Source organism: Bacteroides sp. BFG-637 (assembly GCF_024793605.1).
Classification (GTDB): Bacteria; Bacteroidota; Bacteroidia; order Bacteroidales; family Bacteroidaceae; genus Bacteroides; species Bacteroides vicugnae.
Genome location: NZ_JANUPD010000002.1, coordinates 1,224,673 through 1,241,854, shown reverse-complemented (window position 1 = coordinate 1,241,854; position 17,182 = coordinate 1,224,673). Strand labels below are relative to the sequence as shown.

13 protein-coding genes and 2 pseudogenes are annotated in these 17,182 nt (G+C 48.1%); 10 read left to right on the top strand and 5 right to left on the bottom strand.

The features are described 5' to 3' along the window. Window positions 1-178 precede the first annotated feature (178 nt). The 9 genes and pseudogenes from NXX38_RS05285 (at window position 179) to NXX38_RS05245 (ending at window position 11,613) form a co-directional block, all read left to right on the top strand. Window positions 179-403, top strand: a complete 225-nt coding sequence (locus NXX38_RS05285) for a hypothetical protein (RefSeq protein ID WP_008782486.1) — start codon at window positions 179-181, stop codon at window positions 401-403. A 47-nt stretch (window positions 404-450) separates the two neighbouring features. Then, on the top strand, window positions 451-1,083 hold the full coding sequence (locus NXX38_RS05280) for a hypothetical protein (RefSeq protein WP_008669713.1): 633 nt from the start codon (window positions 451-453) through the stop codon (window positions 1,081-1,083). Between the two features lie 588 nt (window positions 1,084-1,671). Then, window positions 1,672-6,669, top strand: a complete 4,998-nt coding sequence (locus NXX38_RS05275; protein ID WP_008782487.1) for a helicase-related protein — start codon at window positions 1,672-1,674, stop codon at window positions 6,667-6,669. 355 nt (window positions 6,670-7,024) lie between these two features. After that, window positions 7,025-7,779: pseudogene (locus NXX38_RS05270) on the top strand (ParA family protein). Between the two features lie 7 nt (window positions 7,780-7,786). Next, a complete protein-coding gene (locus NXX38_RS05265; protein ID WP_008669718.1) occupies window positions 7,787-8,041 on the top strand; it encodes a hypothetical protein in 255 nt (84 codons plus the stop codon). 427 nt (window positions 8,042-8,468) lie between these two features. After that, a complete protein-coding gene (locus NXX38_RS05260; protein WP_089503706.1) occupies window positions 8,469-10,205 on the top strand; it encodes a ParB/RepB/Spo0J family partition protein in 1,737 nt (578 codons plus the stop codon). Between the two features lie 445 nt (window positions 10,206-10,650). After that, entirely contained in the window at window positions 10,651-10,926 is a 276-nt protein-coding gene (locus tag NXX38_RS05255; protein WP_008669723.1) for a hypothetical protein, read from the top strand. Between the two features lie 7 nt (window positions 10,927-10,933). Then, a pseudogene (locus tag NXX38_RS05250) lies at window positions 10,934-11,205 on the top strand (hypothetical protein). A gap of 33 nt (window positions 11,206-11,238) precedes the next feature. Next, entirely contained in the window at window positions 11,239-11,613 is a 375-nt protein-coding gene (locus tag NXX38_RS05245) for a hypothetical protein (protein ID WP_004301326.1), read from the top strand. A gap of 89 nt (window positions 11,614-11,702) precedes the next feature. Here NXX38_RS05245 and NXX38_RS05240 read toward each other — a convergent pair whose 3' ends face one another. Further along, a complete protein-coding gene (locus NXX38_RS05240; protein WP_258978741.1) occupies window positions 11,703-11,843 on the bottom strand; it encodes a Fic family protein in 141 nt (46 codons plus the stop codon). A gap of 68 nt (window positions 11,844-11,911) precedes the next feature. Then, a complete protein-coding gene (locus NXX38_RS05235) occupies window positions 11,912-12,199 on the bottom strand; it encodes a hypothetical protein (RefSeq protein ID WP_004301328.1) in 288 nt (95 codons plus the stop codon). Between the two features lie 55 nt (window positions 12,200-12,254). Here NXX38_RS05235 and NXX38_RS05230 point away from each other — a divergent pair, with 55 nt between their 5' ends. Beyond that, the gene (locus tag NXX38_RS05230; RefSeq protein WP_004301329.1) at window positions 12,255-13,469 is read left to right on the top strand and encodes a PDDEXK nuclease domain-containing protein; all 1,215 of its coding nucleotides are present in this window, start codon (window positions 12,255-12,257) and stop codon (window positions 13,467-13,469) included. 107 nt (window positions 13,470-13,576) lie between these two features. Here the strand turns inward: NXX38_RS05230 and NXX38_RS05225 are convergent, their stop codons facing one another. The 3 genes from NXX38_RS05225 to NXX38_RS05215 are packed head-to-tail and all read right to left on the bottom strand — an operon-like array spanning window position 13,577 to window position 17,171. Continuing rightward, on the bottom strand, window positions 13,577-15,763 hold the full coding sequence (locus NXX38_RS05225) for a type IV secretory system conjugative DNA transfer family protein (protein WP_004301330.1): 2,187 nt from the start codon (window positions 15,761-15,763) through the stop codon (window positions 13,577-13,579). A 3-nt stretch (window positions 15,764-15,766) separates the two neighbouring features. Further along, entirely contained in the window at window positions 15,767-16,501 is a 735-nt protein-coding gene (locus NXX38_RS05220; RefSeq protein ID WP_005944229.1) for a DNA-directed RNA polymerase subunit alpha C-terminal domain-containing protein, read from the bottom strand. Window positions 16,502-16,514: 13 nt separating this feature from the next. Continuing rightward, window positions 16,515-17,171 carry a hypothetical protein gene (locus tag NXX38_RS05215; protein ID WP_004301332.1) on the bottom strand — a complete coding sequence of 219 codons (657 nt, stop codon included), beginning with the start codon at window positions 17,169-17,171 and terminating at the stop codon, window positions 16,515-16,517. Between the last annotated feature and the right edge of the window lie 11 nt (window positions 17,172-17,182).

Genomic DNA, 17,182 nt, shown 5'->3' with positions numbered 1-17,182 from the left:
ATTCGGATGACGAAAACAGACTGTTGCACGGTCGGTTTTCTATCCGGGTTTGGCTTATGATGCCACAGCTTCATCCTCTGGCTGCCTCAAAAAGCTGAAAACAAACCTGCACGGCAAACGAAAGCAGGGAAAAAGAAAAAATCAGCAGAAAAGTTCAACCAATTAAAAGTAAACAAGTATGGTAGAAGAAATTAGACAAGACGGCAAAGTGATATTGTCGAGCGAAGACGTTTTTTCCGTCCCTATGATTTTCAACAACCTTTGTGGAAAGAATTTCATTGGCAAAGAATACAAGGACTATATCAGGCATATAGCCTTTGAGGAAATGGGACTTAAGCCGGGCATCGTGTCCCATTATCGGGACGGTGTTCTATATAAGAACGGCACAATCCCGGAACTTTGAACAGGTAAACCCAAATAGGAACAGCAAAAATCAAAATTCATATAGATATGGAAACAACAACTATCCATCCGGCAGAAGCCTATCTCCGAAACGAGCAGAATCCCGCCTCTTTATATGTAAGGATTGCAGGCCAACGCAGGCGATTATTCATCAACCGCAATGAAAATGTTATCGGCATTATTGCGCCCAAAAAACGAAAAAGCGGGTACATCTTCACAGATTGGGCAAGCATTGAGAAGATATACTATCCGTCATCCTCTCCCGAAGATGCAGCGGACATAGAAAAGAAACTGGTCTTGAAATACCAGAAACTTGCCCGGCTTGCCACGCATACAAACGACTGGCTTCGCAAAATCGCTAATGCCGATTTGGATAAATCCCTTTACGAGAACCGCATCACGACCGGCACACGCATCGACGGCAAGTGTATCGGACTTGCCACCATCGAGAAGTATTGCGGCAGTTGGGATATGGCTCGTTTCAGAACGGCACTGAAGCAAGGCGAAAAGTTTTCCACCGGACGTTTCGACTTTTGTGGCTATGACGGTACGTTATGGTGTGAGCCGCGCGAAAACGGCGATATGGCGGCTGGATTCAGCAAAGAATACCGGAATTGCGGTAACGGCTACTATTATCTGCTTATCAACGATGAATACATGATAGGCTATGACATAGACTGAGTTATATGCAGGGTAAGGACAGACCGTATCGGGCAAAGTCTCGGTACGGTCTGATGTTCCCGTCCGCCAACGACCTTTTATAGAACTCCTGTTCTCCCTCTTATAGCCTTACATCCTGCGGCCAGTTTGCTTCAAGCAGCCTCACGCATTTTGTGTAACACCTTACATAAAGTGCGTGAAGCCCCTTTTGCAAAAGGACGGACACGGACAGACTTGGCATTACAGGGGGGCGGGATAAATCCTGCCCTCTGTAGTCCCAAGACAGTCCGTCGAAAAGTCCGTCCCGGCTGGCCGCCTTATTCTTTTACCCATAATCTTTCCTTTTTCTAACGGATTCCCATTAAACCCAAGTCCGCTGCCGTGCGACCTACGGGATAGAATTTTCCGCAAAGGTAACCGGCCGCTCCAATCTTGCCAAGGCCGGCGTGCCGCTGCGAGTGACACGTAAAAATCTTCCTCTCCGTCTGTCGAGCGTATTTTTTCGGATCAGCCTTGTCCGATTGTCCCTCACCACCTTCTGAAAGCAGAAAAATCTTCCCGGCGGTCGCAAACAGACCGAACAAAGGGAAATAAAAAGAAAGGTTAAATATGAGTTACAACAAATTGAAATCATTGGTGGCAAACGTGGAAGCGATAAAGACAGCGTTACAAATCCACATTCAAGGCAGACAAGCCACAACAGAGGAAAAAGAGATTTTATCCCTATATTCGGGGTTTGGCGGTATCAAAGAAGTATTGAACATCGGCACGGAAAAGCCTGTAAGTGGCGACATGGTAGAACCGATACAAAGATTGCAGGAGCTTATCGACACCTACCCACATTTCACAGAACCCATGCGCCACAACGTCATGGAGGGTATCAAAGCCTCCGTCCTGACAGCGTTCTACACCCCGAAATTCCTTGTTCAAGCGGTAACAAAACAAATACACACTACATTCAAGGATAACGGACTGCAAATGCGCTTATTCCTCGAACCGAGTGCAGGCATTGGCGGTTTCCTCCCGGTAGCCATGTCCGACACCTGCGGCTATGCTATTGAAAAAGACCCGGTTTCGGGTCTGATACTCTCCCTGCTGAATGACAACACGATTACACGGACAGCCGGGTTTGAAACGATAGACGAACAGGGTTTTAAACATACGAAATTCGATGTCATAGCCTCCAACATACCTTTCGGTAACTTCCGTGTGTTCGATGCGGAACTCTGGAAGAAAGGCGGCATATACGAGCAGGCTACCAAGACCATACACAATTACTTTTTCGTCAAGGCTATGGAACTTTTGAACGAGGGCGGTCTGTTGGCTTTCGTCACATCAAGGGGCGTGGCCGACACACCAAGCAACAAATTCGTGCGTGATTACCTTGTGAGCCATGCTGATTTGATAAGTGCCATTCGTCTGCCCGACATGCTTTTCATGCAAACAAGCGGTATCGAGGTAGGCAGTGACTTACTTGTATTTCAAAAACATACACACAAGGCATCACTTTCACAAAGGGAACAGCTCTTTTTGCAGGTCGGCAGGGAAAAGGCAGATACGACAGGCACAATGACCGAATACGCCAACAAACTTTTCACATTGTCGAAAACCACCCTTGCAACAGGCAGCCGCATTGCGATGAACCAGTACGGCAAGTATGTACGCAAATACCAGTGGCAGGGTGATGAAAACGCCATGTCGCAGTACCTCGCCGCATTGCTCAAACTCGACTTTGGCCGCTATTTCCGCAAAAGCCTTTTCACAAGTGAGGGACAGGACGGCATACACACGCAAATGTCCCTTTTCGGTAGTGTGGCCGTTAAGCAACCACCAAAAGGCAGACGAGCCTATACGGACGAGCCGGAAGCGTGGATGAAAGAGGGCGCAATGGTACTGTTCGAGGGGCAGGTGGGCGTTATCCAATACCGCAAATCCGACCTCTACCAAGAGACGGCCACCGATTTTGTCCCGGTGGACGAGGGCAAGGTGAACACCGACAGGGCAAACGACTATTTCGCTATCCGCAAGGCATACTTTGAACTTGCAATCAAAGAGCAGGAGAAACAGATGGAACAGCCGCAACTGCGTGAACGACTGAACGCTTGCTATGATGCTTTTGTCGCCAAATGGGGCTTTTTCCACGAGAACGACAACAAGGAATTTATCATGCTTGACAGCCTTGGCGTGGAAGTCTTTACAATAGAAATGCAGGTCAAGGGCAACATATTCAAAGCCGACATCATGCGTGAGCCTGTAGCGTTCAAAAAGATAGACACGACCGTGCAACTCACACCGGCCGAAGCGTTGGCAAGCAGTCTGAACTTTTACGGCTGTGTGGATATGGGCTATCTGACACAGACCACAGGCAAAGACGAGGACGAAGTTATCGACGACCTCAAAGGCGAGATATTCTACAACCCAGCCACCGGAGAATGGGAACACAAAGGCAAGTTCATAGCCAGAAACGTCATTGCCAAAAGCAAGGAAACAGGCTCTTATCTTCCCGACCTCACAGGCAAGGAAAAGGACTGGGCGGAAACCGCTGTAAAGGCATTGGAGGAAGCCATGCCCGAAGCGATACCTTACGAGGAACTCGACATCAACATGGGCGAGCGTTGGATTGACACGAAGCTGTACGCCGATTTTGCCACAGAGCTTTTCGGAACGGAAACCGATGTGATGTATTTTGACGTGAACGACACCTATCTGGTACGTCTGCAAGGATATTCCCCTATAGTCTATAACACCTATTCCGTAAAGAATTACAACGGAGAGGACTTGTTTGTACACGCATTGCAGGACACCGTTCCCGAAATAACCAAAGAGATAGAGCGGAACGGCGAAACGGTACGAGTGCCGGACGAGGAAGCCATACAGGAAGCGGCCACCAAGATACAGGAGATAAGAAACCGTTTCAACCAGTGGCTCGACTGTCAACCGATAGAGGTAAGGGACGAATTGGTAAGGGTGTACAACGAGCGGTTTAACTGCTATGTCCGTCCGCATTATGACGGCTCGGCACAGACCTTTCCGCAGCTCTCTTTCGAGAATTTCCCATACGACAGCCTCTATCCCTCACAGAAAGACGCTATCTGTATGATTAAGCAGAACGGCGGCGGTATCTGTTGGCACGAGGTAGGCACAGGCAAGACGATGATAATGTGCGTTTCAGCTTACGAAATGAAACGCCTCGGATTAGTGCAGAAACCACTCATTATCGGCTTGAAAGCCAATGTTCACGAGATTGCCGACACGTTCCGCAAGGCTTACCCCTCGGCAAAGGTGCTTTATCCGGGCAAGGAGGATTTCACCCCTGCCAACCGCAAAGAGGTATTCTCGAAAATCAAGAACAACAACTGGGACTGTATCATTCTGACGCACGACCAGTTCGCCAAAATACCGCAGTCGGAACAGACCATGATAGATATATTCACGGAAGAACTGGCCGATGTGGAGCGCAATTTGGAAGTATTGGAACAATCCACCATGCGCTACCGCAGCGGAAAGATGCAGGACGGTCTGGAGAAGCGCAAACAGAACCTCACGGCCAAACTTAAGGAGTTGCGAATGAAAATCAACGACCGGAAAGACGATACAGTCGATTTTCACTCGATGGGCATAGACCACATATTTGTCGATGAATGCCACATTTTCAAGAACTTAATGTTTCAGACACGCCACACGAGGGTTGCCGGTATAGGCAATACCAAAGGCTCGCAAAGGGCGATGAACCTGCTGTTTGCCATCCGTGACATTCAGCACCGGACAGGACGTGACCTCGGCGCAACATTCCTTTCGGGCACGGTAGTAGTTAACGCACTCACCGAGCTATATGTGATGTTCAAGTATCTTAGACCAAGAGAATTGCAACGTCAACAGATTTCTTGCTTCGATGCGTGGGCGGCGATATTTACGCAGAAGACAGCCGACTATGAACTGAACGTGACAGGTGCAATCAAGCGTAAAGAGCGTTTCCGCACCTACATCAAAGTGCCGGAACTGGCAATGTTCCTGCGTGAGATTACCGACTACCGCACCGCCGACATGATAAACCTCGATGTACCGGATAAAAACGTGCGCTTTCTTTCTCATGCGCCCACTATCCAGCAGGAGGAAATGATAGGCCGTCTGGTTTCCTTTGCACACAGCGGACAGTGGGAGGATTTGGGACTTGATACGCCCGAACCCGACAATCTCGATAAGGCTAAAATGTTGGTCGCTACCAACGTGGCACGGAAAATGGCTCTCGATATGCGTTTGTTGGGCGACAAGTTCAGCGACGATGCCGACAACAAGGCTTCAATCTGCGCAAGAACAATCTATGACTATTATGTGAAATCGAACGCCAACCGGGGTACGCAGTTCGTGTTCAGCGACCTCGGCACATACAAGCCGAATGAGTGGAACGTATATACTGACATTAAAAAGAAGTTGGTGAACCTCGGCATTCCGGCCGATGAAGTGCAGTTTATCCAGTGCGCCACCACCGAAAGGGCAAGAAAACGCCTGTTCGAGGACATGAACAACGGCAAGGTGCGTGTGCTTTTCGGCAGTACCACCATGTTAGGCACAGGGGTAAACGCCCAACAGCGGGCGGTAGCGGTGCATCATTTGGAGATTCCCTGGCGACCGGCCGACATGGAGCAGCGCAACGGCAGGGCGGTACGCAAGGGCAACACCGTGAAGCTGTGGGGCGGCAATGTGGTGGATGTGGTGATATACGGCACGGAAAAGACACTTGACGCCTACAAATTCAATTTGCTGAAAAACAAGCAGATGTTCATCAACCAAATCAATAACGGCACAATAGCCGTGCGCCGTATCGACGAGGGCGGCATGGACGAGGACAACGGCATGAACTTCGCCGAGTTCGTGGCTGTCCTTTCCGGCAATACAGATTTGCTGAACAAGGCAAAACTTGACAACAAGATTATGCAGTTGGAAAAGGAACAGGCCATTTTCAAGAAAGAACGCGTCCGTGCCGAGCGCAAAATAGCTTCCAATCGTGAAGAGGTTGAAAAGGCACGGCGTACAAAGGCCGGTTTCATCAATGATTGGGAATACTTCAACTCTTACGAGGGCACAAAGGTAACGCAGCTTCTCAACCTGCCACAAGCCACAACCGAGGAAACAGGCCGGGAATTACACCGCATCGCTAAAACCTACCGTAGCGGAGCGTATGGCACGATTGGTACGTTTGCAGGACTGAACCTGTTGGTACGCAGCGAGTACAGTATAACAGGGGTATTTGACCGCAACACGTTCTTTGTCGAGGGGACAAGCGGGCTTAAATACCGTTGTGGACTGACAGGTGCGTTACCGCTTGGCTTCGTGGAATCTGCTCAATATCCGCAGGCTACACTAAACAAATTGCCCTCACTTATTGAGAAGCAACAAAAGGCGGTGGAGCGGATTGAAAGCGAAATCCCCATATTGCAGGACATCGTTGACCGCCAGTGGAGCAAAGCCGATGAATTGGTAAAACTCAAACTGGAGTGCAAGGAGCTGCAGCGGAAGATTGACGAAAGTCTCAAGGATGCGGAACGCTCTCTAACCCCACCCGAAACACCGGCTACCGAATACGAACCTACAACCAAAGCCGCTTAAACCATACTCATATCTTAGCCTTTTCCCTCTGTTTGGTTGTGAGAACCCGGCAGAGGGATTTTTCTTGTGTTCCCCGATCTGACAGCGGCAATATCCGTTTATATGCTCCAAGAGGCTACTTTACTGTTATACAACCGATACTAAATGTAGTATATACTAAGGTTAGTAAAGTAGGATATTAGGAAATATCACATCGGAAATGATAGAATGCAACTACATTTAGTCAATCAGTATTTTAGTATAGTAGTAGATACTACAATACTAAAATATAAATAAGTAGTAAAATAGTATGCACTAATCGTAGTAAATACTAAAAATAGTAGTATCTTTGTATCAGATATAAAGATATGAAATTATGACAAAAATAATCGCAGTTTTGAACCACAAGGGTGGTGTCGGAAAAACGACTACTACCATCAATCTTGCTGCCGCATTGCAGCAGAAAAAAAGCGAGTGTTGCTCATCGACATGGACGGTCAGGCGAACCTCACGGAATCCTGCGGTCTCTCCATCGAAGAGGAACAGACGGTGTACGGAGCGATGAAAGGCGAATATCCCTTACCGGCATTCGAGCTGGGAAATGGTCTTTCCGTTGTTCCGTCCTGCCTTGATTTGTCAGCGGCGGAATCCGAGCTTATCAACGAGCCGGGACGGGAACTGATACTGAAAGGCCTGATTGCAAAATTGCTTGAGAGCCGGAAATTCGACTATATCCTGATTGACTGTCCGCCCTCGCTGGGTTTGCTGACGCTGAACGCCCTCACATCGGCGGACTTTCTGATTATTCCGGTACAAGCACAGTTCCTCGCCATGCGCGGAATGGCGAAGATTACAAATGTGATCGAGATTGTCAAAACCCGTTTGAACCCGAATCTGAACATCGGCGGAATTGTCATCACACAGTTTGACAAGCGCAAGACGCTCAACAAGAGTGTAGCGGAACTCATCAGCGAATCGTTCTGCGACAAAGTGTTCAAGACCGTCATCCGGGACAATGTGGCATTGGCCGAAGCTCCGATAAAGGGTCTGAACATCTTTGAATACAACAAGAACAGCAACGGGGCAAAGGACTACATGGAGTTAGCAAAAGAAGTGTTGAAATTAAAGTAAAAACGATATGAGCAAAAGTGATTCATTGAAAAACGGCATGAGAAGCGGACTGGACGGCTTGCTGTCATCCACCGGGAAGTCCACGCAAAAGAAAGAACCTGCACCGGTCAAAACGGAAAAAGAGCCTGCTGTGCATTGCAATTTTGTTATCGACAAAAGCATCCATACCCGGATGAAATACCTCGCTATCGAAAAGAATATGTCGCTCCGAAATATTGTGAACGAGGCGATGAAGGAATATCTGGAGAAGCACGAGAAATAACCAGGGCGGCTTGCCGCCCAATCGACTTTTATACCAAATACCGCTATCTTATGACACACGTCCACAAGGTAGCGGTTTTCCCATTTATATCCCCTGACAGTTTACCTGTTCTATTCGCCTCTTATAGCTGCAAGGCTGCATTTCCCTTTCTATCCATTCCGCTTACCGCTTGTCCGGTCTCGTTCCTGCCATCGCCGGTTGGTTTTCCAGACGCAAATTTGGACTGCCGCGCTTGATTTCACCGCTTTGAAGTGCATTTCTCGTAAAATTCTTCCTTTCCTTGAAAGAGTAATTTTCCGGAAAAAGCGTTGAAAATAGCTTGTTCGTCAGTCCCTTGAAGCATCTGTAAATCCCAAGCGGTTCAGGCAGAAAAAAGAACCGAAAAGAGGGATAAAAAAGAAAATCAATTCAATAACAATTAAATTTTATGATTATGGCAACAACAGCAGCAGCCCAAGCAGTAGAGAAGAACATCACATCGGTAGCATTGGCAAACATTCAGCCAAGTAACTACAACCCACGCAAGAACTTTGACGAGACAAGCCTTGCGGAACTTGCCGAGAGTATCCGTCAGCAGGGAGTGCTTCAGCCTATCGGTGTGCGCCCCATTGCGGACAACCGTTTCGAGATTGTCTTTGGAGAACGCAGATACCGTGCTTCCCTCATGGCTGAATTGACGGAAATTCCGGCTACCGTCATGGAAATTTCCGACGAGACAGCCGAGGAAATGGCAATCACCGAGAACCTGCATCGCAAGGATGTTACCCCGATTGAGGAAGCCAACGCCTACCAAAAACTCATAGACAGCGGTCGCCACGATGTCCAATCCTTGACCGTGCAGTTCGGCAAGACGGAAGCGTATATCCGTACACGACTTAAATTCGTTTCCTTGATACCCGAAATCGCCTTGCTGTTGGAGCAGGACGAAATCACAATCAGTGTGGCAAGTGAAATCTGCCGTTATGGGGAAGAGATACAGCGTGAGGTGTACGACCAACATCTGAAAGAGGGAGTGCAGTACAATAGTTGGCGAGGCATGAAAGCCTCCGAGGTGGCACAGAGCATCGAACGGCAATATACCGCAGACCTCAATCGCTATTCATTTGACAAAACCCTTTGTCTTTCATGTCCCCACAATACCAATAACATGATGTTATTCTGTGAGGGTAGTTGCGGAAATTGCGCCAACCGTGCTTGCTTGGTGGAAATGAACACATCGCACCTTACCGAAAAGGCTATGCGGCTCATGGAACAGCACCCTGCCGTTCCCCTCTGCCACGAAAGCTACAATTACAATGAAGCCGTCATCGACCGACTTACCGCTATGGGCTACGAGGTGGAAAGCCTTAAAACCTATGCAACGAAATACCCCGAATGCCCCCAAGCTCCTCAAAAAGAGGATTACGATACCACCGAGGAATACGAGGAAGCAGAAAAGGATTACGAGCAGAAATTGAACGGCTACACCGAGAAATGCGAAGCAATCCGCACCCGAAGCGAAGCAGGAGAAATCTCCCTCTATCTCCGTATCGAGAGCAACGACATTACACTGTGCTATGTTGCAAATACCGCTACCACCGCAAACGGTACGGCAACCGAAATGCCGCTTTCACCTATCGAGAAGTTGGAAAAGCAGGACAAACGCAACAAGGAGATTGCCCTCGAAAAGACCGTTGAAGACACCAAAAAGCGGATTTTAGAGGTCGATATGTCAGAACGCAAATTTGGACAGGACGAGGAGAAAATGGTGTATTTCTTCCTGCTCTCCTCACTCCGCAAAGAGCATTTCAATGAGGTAGGCATTGAAGATAAAGGCTCTTATTACTACCTTACGAGCGAGGACAAAATGCGCATCATCGAGAACCTTACCGCCAAGCAGAAAGCCGTTATCCGCAGGGATTATCTGATTGCCAATTTCAAAGACGCATTCGGCAACAACGTCACTGCCTCCCTGTTGCTTGACTTCGCCCAAAAGCATATGCCCGAAGAACTTGCCAATATCCAAGACGGATATAATGGAGTGTACGAAAAGCGACACCAACGCATCGAGGAAAAGAAAGCCGCTTTGCAGGAACAAGCCACGCAGGAAGCGGAACAACCCGATGAACCGCAACCCGAAGCGGAAGCACAGACCGAACCGCAAGCGGAAGAAATAGCTGCCTGACAAATGTTGTCATAACGGATAGGGGGAGGGAGAAATCCGCCCTCTATTCATTTTTGTATGCTCCGGACAAAGGACCCAAGTACCTCTTTTAACTTTCTGACGAACCCGTCACCACCCGCCCTTCCTCCATTCATAACGTCCGTTCCCTCTCTTTTTTACCATTTTCAACTTCCCTTTTATAACGTTTCCCCGGCTTCATTCCCTGTCAGTCCGTCCCGGTTTGGTTTTATCAGATGCAAAGGTCGGCCGTCGCGCTTGATCCGGCGGCTTAAAGTGAATTTCCTGCAAATTCTTCCTTTCCTCAGAAAGAGTAATTGACAGGAAAAGCCTTCCGTATGAAGCTGTACCGACAACCGTGTACCGCATCCATAAAATCCCAAAGCGGTTCCGACAGAAAGGAATCGAACGGAGGGAAGAAAAAAACAAATCATTAAAATTCAAGATTATGGACAATATCAAGGAAAGCAAGGAGTACCAGCTCGCCAAAGACTGGGAAAGAGCAGTGAACGATTACGGCTTCAACCCCAAACGGTTTGCAGCCGCTATCCCCGAAATGCACCCCACACTGCAGCAAAGCCTTTACCGACTGGTCAAGGAGTGTATCGTGGTCATGGCGGACGAGACACGCAACTACGATGACCGCAACCGTGCATCGCACGAGGAAGCGAAGTGCATCATGGAATACCTCAAGGTTCACGGGAAACACATCCCATTAAGATAACAGACGTATGAAAACGAAAGAACTACAATTTGACGGCAATATCTACATCTGCCGTATCGTGAAATCCAACGAAGGTGAAGAACTACTTATCGCTCTACCGCTCTGCTCGATGCACTTCATCCGGGCAGTTTCGAGGACGAAAACGAAGGTTTTGCAAGTAAGGAAGCCGAACAAATATATGACGAGGTTTTCTTTTTTACCGATGCGAAGACCCTCAAATTACCGGACGATGAACTCATCACGGAATTAAAAGAGGATAACCCCGAATGGTTCAACTAACATAAATCAATAATCATATTAAAAATCAAAGTTATGGATAAAGAGTATGTAATGCACATCGCACAGACCATCAAAGAACAATTGGTATCACTTACACCCATGCCCATTCTTATGTCGTGGGGAATCGGCGATTTTGTCGCTACGGTATTCCGGGATTTGCCGGCATTGCGGATTAAAGTAAACGGGCGGTTGCACGCCGGAAATGTCGTTATCGCACTCAACGGCTCCGATTATTATGAGGTATATCTGCTGAAAGAGAACGGTGCGGAGTGCGTCAATGAGGAAGTATGCTTCGACGAGTTGGGCGATGTCATTGACCGAGCCGTCGAAAGCGGTACGGACAAAGAGGAATACGACAAATTCTGCGACCGGCAACTTGCCGTACTTTTAAGCGGTACACGAGCCTGAATAAGCGAGCGACCGAATAACACCGCCCATTTTTCTACGTGGGCGGTGTTTTCGTGTGCGGTTGGATGCGTCCAAGCCGCAATATCCTATTATAAACTCACTTTTGAAGTCCTTGTTCCACTTTTACCGTTGTTACGGCTTGTGGGATTGTCCGGCTCCGTCATTTCCAATACCCCTGTACCAATCATCGGATTGATATAGACCTCCATAAGATTTTCCCTATCTTTCAATCCTAAATGTTGCAAAATATCAGATAGGTATTGCGGCTCAACACAGAACTCCAAGATTTGCTCTTTTCTCAAATCCTGCTTGCGAGGTTTTCTTGCGGGTTTTCTTGTCGGGTTTTCATCCCTAACTGCAAGGTCAGCACAACATAGTCCGGACGTGTTTCCTCGGCTACAGTAGGAAGCGGCCAACCCAAAGACTGCCAACCGCTCACAATCTTATCCACACCGCTACCAGCTTTCTCGGCACGCCCCAGACGCATGAACATCTGAGTGAGTAGATTGGCAGCAAAGCGAGTGCAAGACACCGGAACGCTAAAAATACCGAATAAGACCCACGCGGCACTATAATATGTTGGCATTCTGCCCTGTATATCCCGTATTTTTCGTACCTTTGCGGCACAAAAACGTATGTATATGGAACAACAGGTTATCCCATCGGATTATACACAATATGCAGAGGCAGTAGAGATAATCAAACATGCCATCGAACGCTGCCGGTATAGAAGTGCGGCTGCGGTCAACAAAGAAACTCTCTCGTTGTATTTTGGAGTGGGGAAATTCGTGTCTGAAAATTCCCGCATCGGCTGTTGGGGTACTAAAGCATTGCCTACCATATCAAAGCTCCTTCAACGGGAGTTGCCCGGTCTGCACGGCTTTTCTGAATCGGGGTTGAAACGGATGCGCTCATTCTATGAGGAATGGAGGACGTTTTTAATTCGTCCAACAGTGTTGGGCGAATTGGAAAACCATTCGTCGGAAAAGGGTACGGCTTTAATTCATCCAACAGCGTTGGGCGAATTGGATATTGACGAGCATCTACTGCTGCAACTTATCGGGCAACCGGTCAATACCGAATTTACCTGGGACGATTTTGTCAAGATCAGCTTTTCACATCATATTGAAATCCTGACTCGTTCAAAAGACATCGCGGAACGGTTGTTCTATATCCATTGTGCCGCTCAAAATGCGTGGTCGCTATCCTCTCTCAAAAATTACTTGAAAGAAGACATCTATTCAAATCGCGGATCTTTGCCGAGCAACTTCCTTCAAGTGCTGCCCGAAGCCATTTATGCCGTAAAAGCGATATTGGCGTTCAAGGATGAGTATATGCTCGAAATGGTTAATCTGGAGAATGTGGGAGAACGCGAACAGGACTGGAACGAAAAGGTCATCGAAAACCAAATCGTAACCAATATCAAGCAGTTCATTCTCCGTTTTGGAAACGACTTCACTTTTATCGACAGTCAGCATCGCCTGATAGTTGCCGGAGAAGAAATGTTTGCTGACCTTGTATTCTTCAACAGAGAACTGAATGCCAGCGTAATCGTGGAGTTGAAACGGGGCAAGTTCCGCCCGAATTATCTCGGACAGCTTAGCGGCTACCTGACGGTGTATGACATGACCGACAAGAAACCGCACGAGAACCCTTCAATCGGTATTGTCCTATGCCAGGATGCCAACCGCAAGTTTGTCGAAATCATGGTGCGCGACTATGATAAGCCTATGGGCGTGGCGACATACCGCACAGCCCAAGAAATGCCGGAGAATCTGCGCAAGACTCTACCGGACATCGACAAATTACAAAATCTGCTATCGGAAAACGATTCCAAATCGGAAACTGTCAGATAATTCATTTACGTCCGTAAAACCGGCTTTATGCCCACAAGATTTTGGGTAACTGAAATTGAATATAAAAATCCCTGCAATAATTTCGTGATTATTGCAGGGATTTTGATTTATTTCGCCCCACGCTTGTTCAGTACATCCGTTATCATGTCTTTTACATCCTGTCCGACTTGTATGAAATTTTTATACAAGATGCGTTCCCGTTCCTCCCTCGACTTAAAGGTGTAGAACTTCGGTAGCGGTACATAGGCCGCTTCCTCCGCTTTTATCTCCTTCATATCGAAATCCGTCTTGCAGAAGAACTTTGTAGTCTTGAACTCTTCCGATTCCTGAATGTTCATCGAGCCTCCTGTACCGGTTTTCGTCTTCACGAAATCCCTGGCCGTCTGTCCGCAAATCCATCCCGTCGCCATATCCGAAATTTTCGAGGCGGGTACAAGGCTGTCCATATTCTCATTGAGATTGATGCTCGTCTTATCCCGGTCGATGGTCACGCCCTTTTTGACCTGTACTACCTTGCCGAAAATGTCATTCGACAACCATTCCAGTGTCTCTTTTGCGCGAGCTGAACCGCTTACCACGTTGCCCACTGTCGTGATGATTTTTTGCATTCCCACTTTTCCGTAGTCAGCCTCCAACTGCGGCAACTCCTGAAAACCCAGCGTTACGCTTACCTTGTTGCTTCTCGCCGTACCTATCAGTCGGTCTATCTTGTGGAAATACAGTGTCGGCAGCTCATCCACGATGATGCTGACCGGAATATTCTTCCCCTGCCCGGTGTTCACACGGGTAACGAGACGGTTCAATATCAGAGCGTTCAACGCTCCGATGATACTTTCCATTTCCGGATCGTTGGCTATCAGCAGATAACTGGGTGACTTGGGGTCACTAACTTTCAGGTCGAAGTCGTCCCCATCCTTGTGGAATATCCAGTAGGATTCCTTGGTGGCCAAACGGCTGGTATAGACACGCAGCGTACCAATCATACCCTCTAATTGTTCCATTGCCTTGTTCTTGAAGGCCGTCTGGAACGGGCCGAGCAACGGCGCGACCTCGTTGTCCGTCTCCAGTACCTCAAAAATAGTCTGGTAGCTCTCATTGAGAAATGAAAGGATATGCGGCATATCCGAGTATTTTCCCAGCCAATAGGCAGGTTCCACGATGCTGCCACCCTCACGGTCACGAACGACACCCGTCGGCTTCCAGAACTTCGTCTGCGGATCTTGCCGTTTCTCCGCATATAGTTTCTTTCCGTTTGCATCGTAGGGTTCCCGCTCGTAGTTCACGAAAAAGTAGATACAGGCGGCAAGAAAGTTCACGGCAGAAGTCTGAAAGAACTGGTCACTGCCTCCGCCTCCCTCTTTCTTGCCTTTCTGCAGGGATTCCAACAGGGTTTCCGCCGTTTCGCTCGCCGCCGCAAGATTATTGATGTACTTTGCCTGAATGGGGTTCACCCGTTTGCTGTACTCCACATCCACGAAGTTGATGATGTTGAACTTGCACCCTTTGGGCAGTTTTCCGAGCTTCTGGTTTTTCTTGTAATGATAGTAAAGTTTAGTGGCAAGTGTCGGAAATTTGTAGTCATAGACCACCATCGCAAAGCCCTTGGCACTATGTTGGCGGATGAACGGTTCTATGATGCTGAACGTCTTACCGCTGCCCGGAGTTCCGACTACCCATGTTCCTCTGAAACAGTTGCTTATCGACACCCATCCCTTGCGAAATTTACCTTTGTAATAGTACCGCATCGGTATATTCACGCTATACTGGTTCTCAACCTTCTCTTCGCTCTGCTCGAAACTTTCATTCTCAAAGTTGAACCGGTCTTTACCCAGTCCCTCCTTGATGAACTTCGAGATGTTATCCAGTGCGATATGTACCAATATCACACCGACAAGCGTGGTCGCCATGTAGAAGATGATATTTAGTGGCAACGTGTAGAGCCTCGTTTCCATCGGATGATGGTACAACCACACGGAGAACACAATCAGGAACAGTCCGCTGATTAGCGGATATAACACCTGTCTCCGGGCATCGAACTCCAGATGCTTCTTGTTCCTCGTACCGATACAGGTGATGCAGATAAGCAGGAACGTCGCAATCTTGCTGTACACAAGATTACCGTCATTGTAAATCATCCACTGCTTGATGCGCCCGTGAATATCAATCAGTATGCCACCCCAGTGGTCGAGCATGGCAGGGTCGATGGCATACTCGAAGAACTCCATCAGCACGGAGATATAGATGACCGCACGGAATATCTTGTAGAACCCTTGTAATTCTTTGCTCTCTTCCATGAATCAATCCGTTGTTAATTCTTGTTTCCGACGATACCAACGGTCGTTGATTCGTATGACATCCATACCGAACCACACACCGTTTTCGTTCAGTTTCGTCTTTATTCTTTCAAGTGCTACCGGTCCTAAACCCCAGATTTCCATGAGATATTCCTCGTTGAGCTGAATCAGGTCGCCGACATACAATATCCCATGAGATTCGAGTTTGCTTCTGACTATAGGCGTCATTTTCATGCTGAATATCGGCTGTGAGAGATAATGCACCTCTTCTGCCTGAATGTTGTCCAAGGCTATCTCAAGCCCTTCTTTGACTCTCTGGACAGAATTGATGTATTCTTCCTGCTGTTGGATTTTAATTTCCTGTTGCTGTATCTCATCACGCAATTCAGAAGCCTTCCTTAAAAGTTCGGCATTGCTTCGCTTCAATTCGTCATTAACATCCGTCATCGACCGGTTGTTTAACTCAAGTTCCTTGCGTTTGCCGTTCAACTCCTTGACAACTTCCTCCAATTTGGCAATCTGGCATCTCAGAGCCGAACCTTTCCCATTGTCTGCCGCCATGTTATCCAAAAGGTAGCTGAAGCGTTGAATCAGATAATCAATGTCCTTTTTATCAGACGCAACAGAATCGGCGAGCTTTTTCAGTTTTTGCCGAGGTGATTCATCTTTGATGGGATAGTATATGAGGAAAGCCCCCAATACCATCAATACTATACAGAAAAGCATATCTATATTCATATCGTTGCACATTTTATTTGTTCATGGTAATTATAGGCCGCAGCTTATGCGCCTGTGTCTTAGGTGTCTCCTGCATCGCGCCGCTTCCTGTCGAGTAAAGCCACGCTTTCGCCGTCTCTTGTCCGGACACTTCCGTCGATGTCCAGTACCAGCAATCGTATTCATCCAACGGCAACGGATGACCGCCGCACCGTTCAATGACAGGATTGACGGTTTCCCGGACAGCATACAGCAACCGCATCTGTGCTACCGACGGGATATAGGCACTCTGTCCGTACCGCCACAGGTCAAAGACCGCTTCCGCCATAGGCGAAGCCGTCTCCCTTGTGTCGTACAGCGCAAAGGTGTTCATGTTCCCGTCCAATGCCCCGATGTCGGCCGACGTCCCTTGTGCGACACCGAGGCTGTCGGCGAATGCCGCCGGAGCAATGTCCCACAGGTAAACCGCATAGCCGTTCCCTTCCGTTCCTTCACGGCGTTCGGTATCAAAGACAACCGCTATTGCCCGCTTCCCCGATTGTTCATACTGCGCATAGGACAATGCCGTGCCGTCCTCGCAGAGAATATGCCCCGGACGTACCGCCGTATCGGGTACGTCGATATGGGCGTCACAGGCAGCGCACAATACCGCCGCCACTACCATTGCAATCCATTGAATCTTTCGTATCATGTCATTTCCGT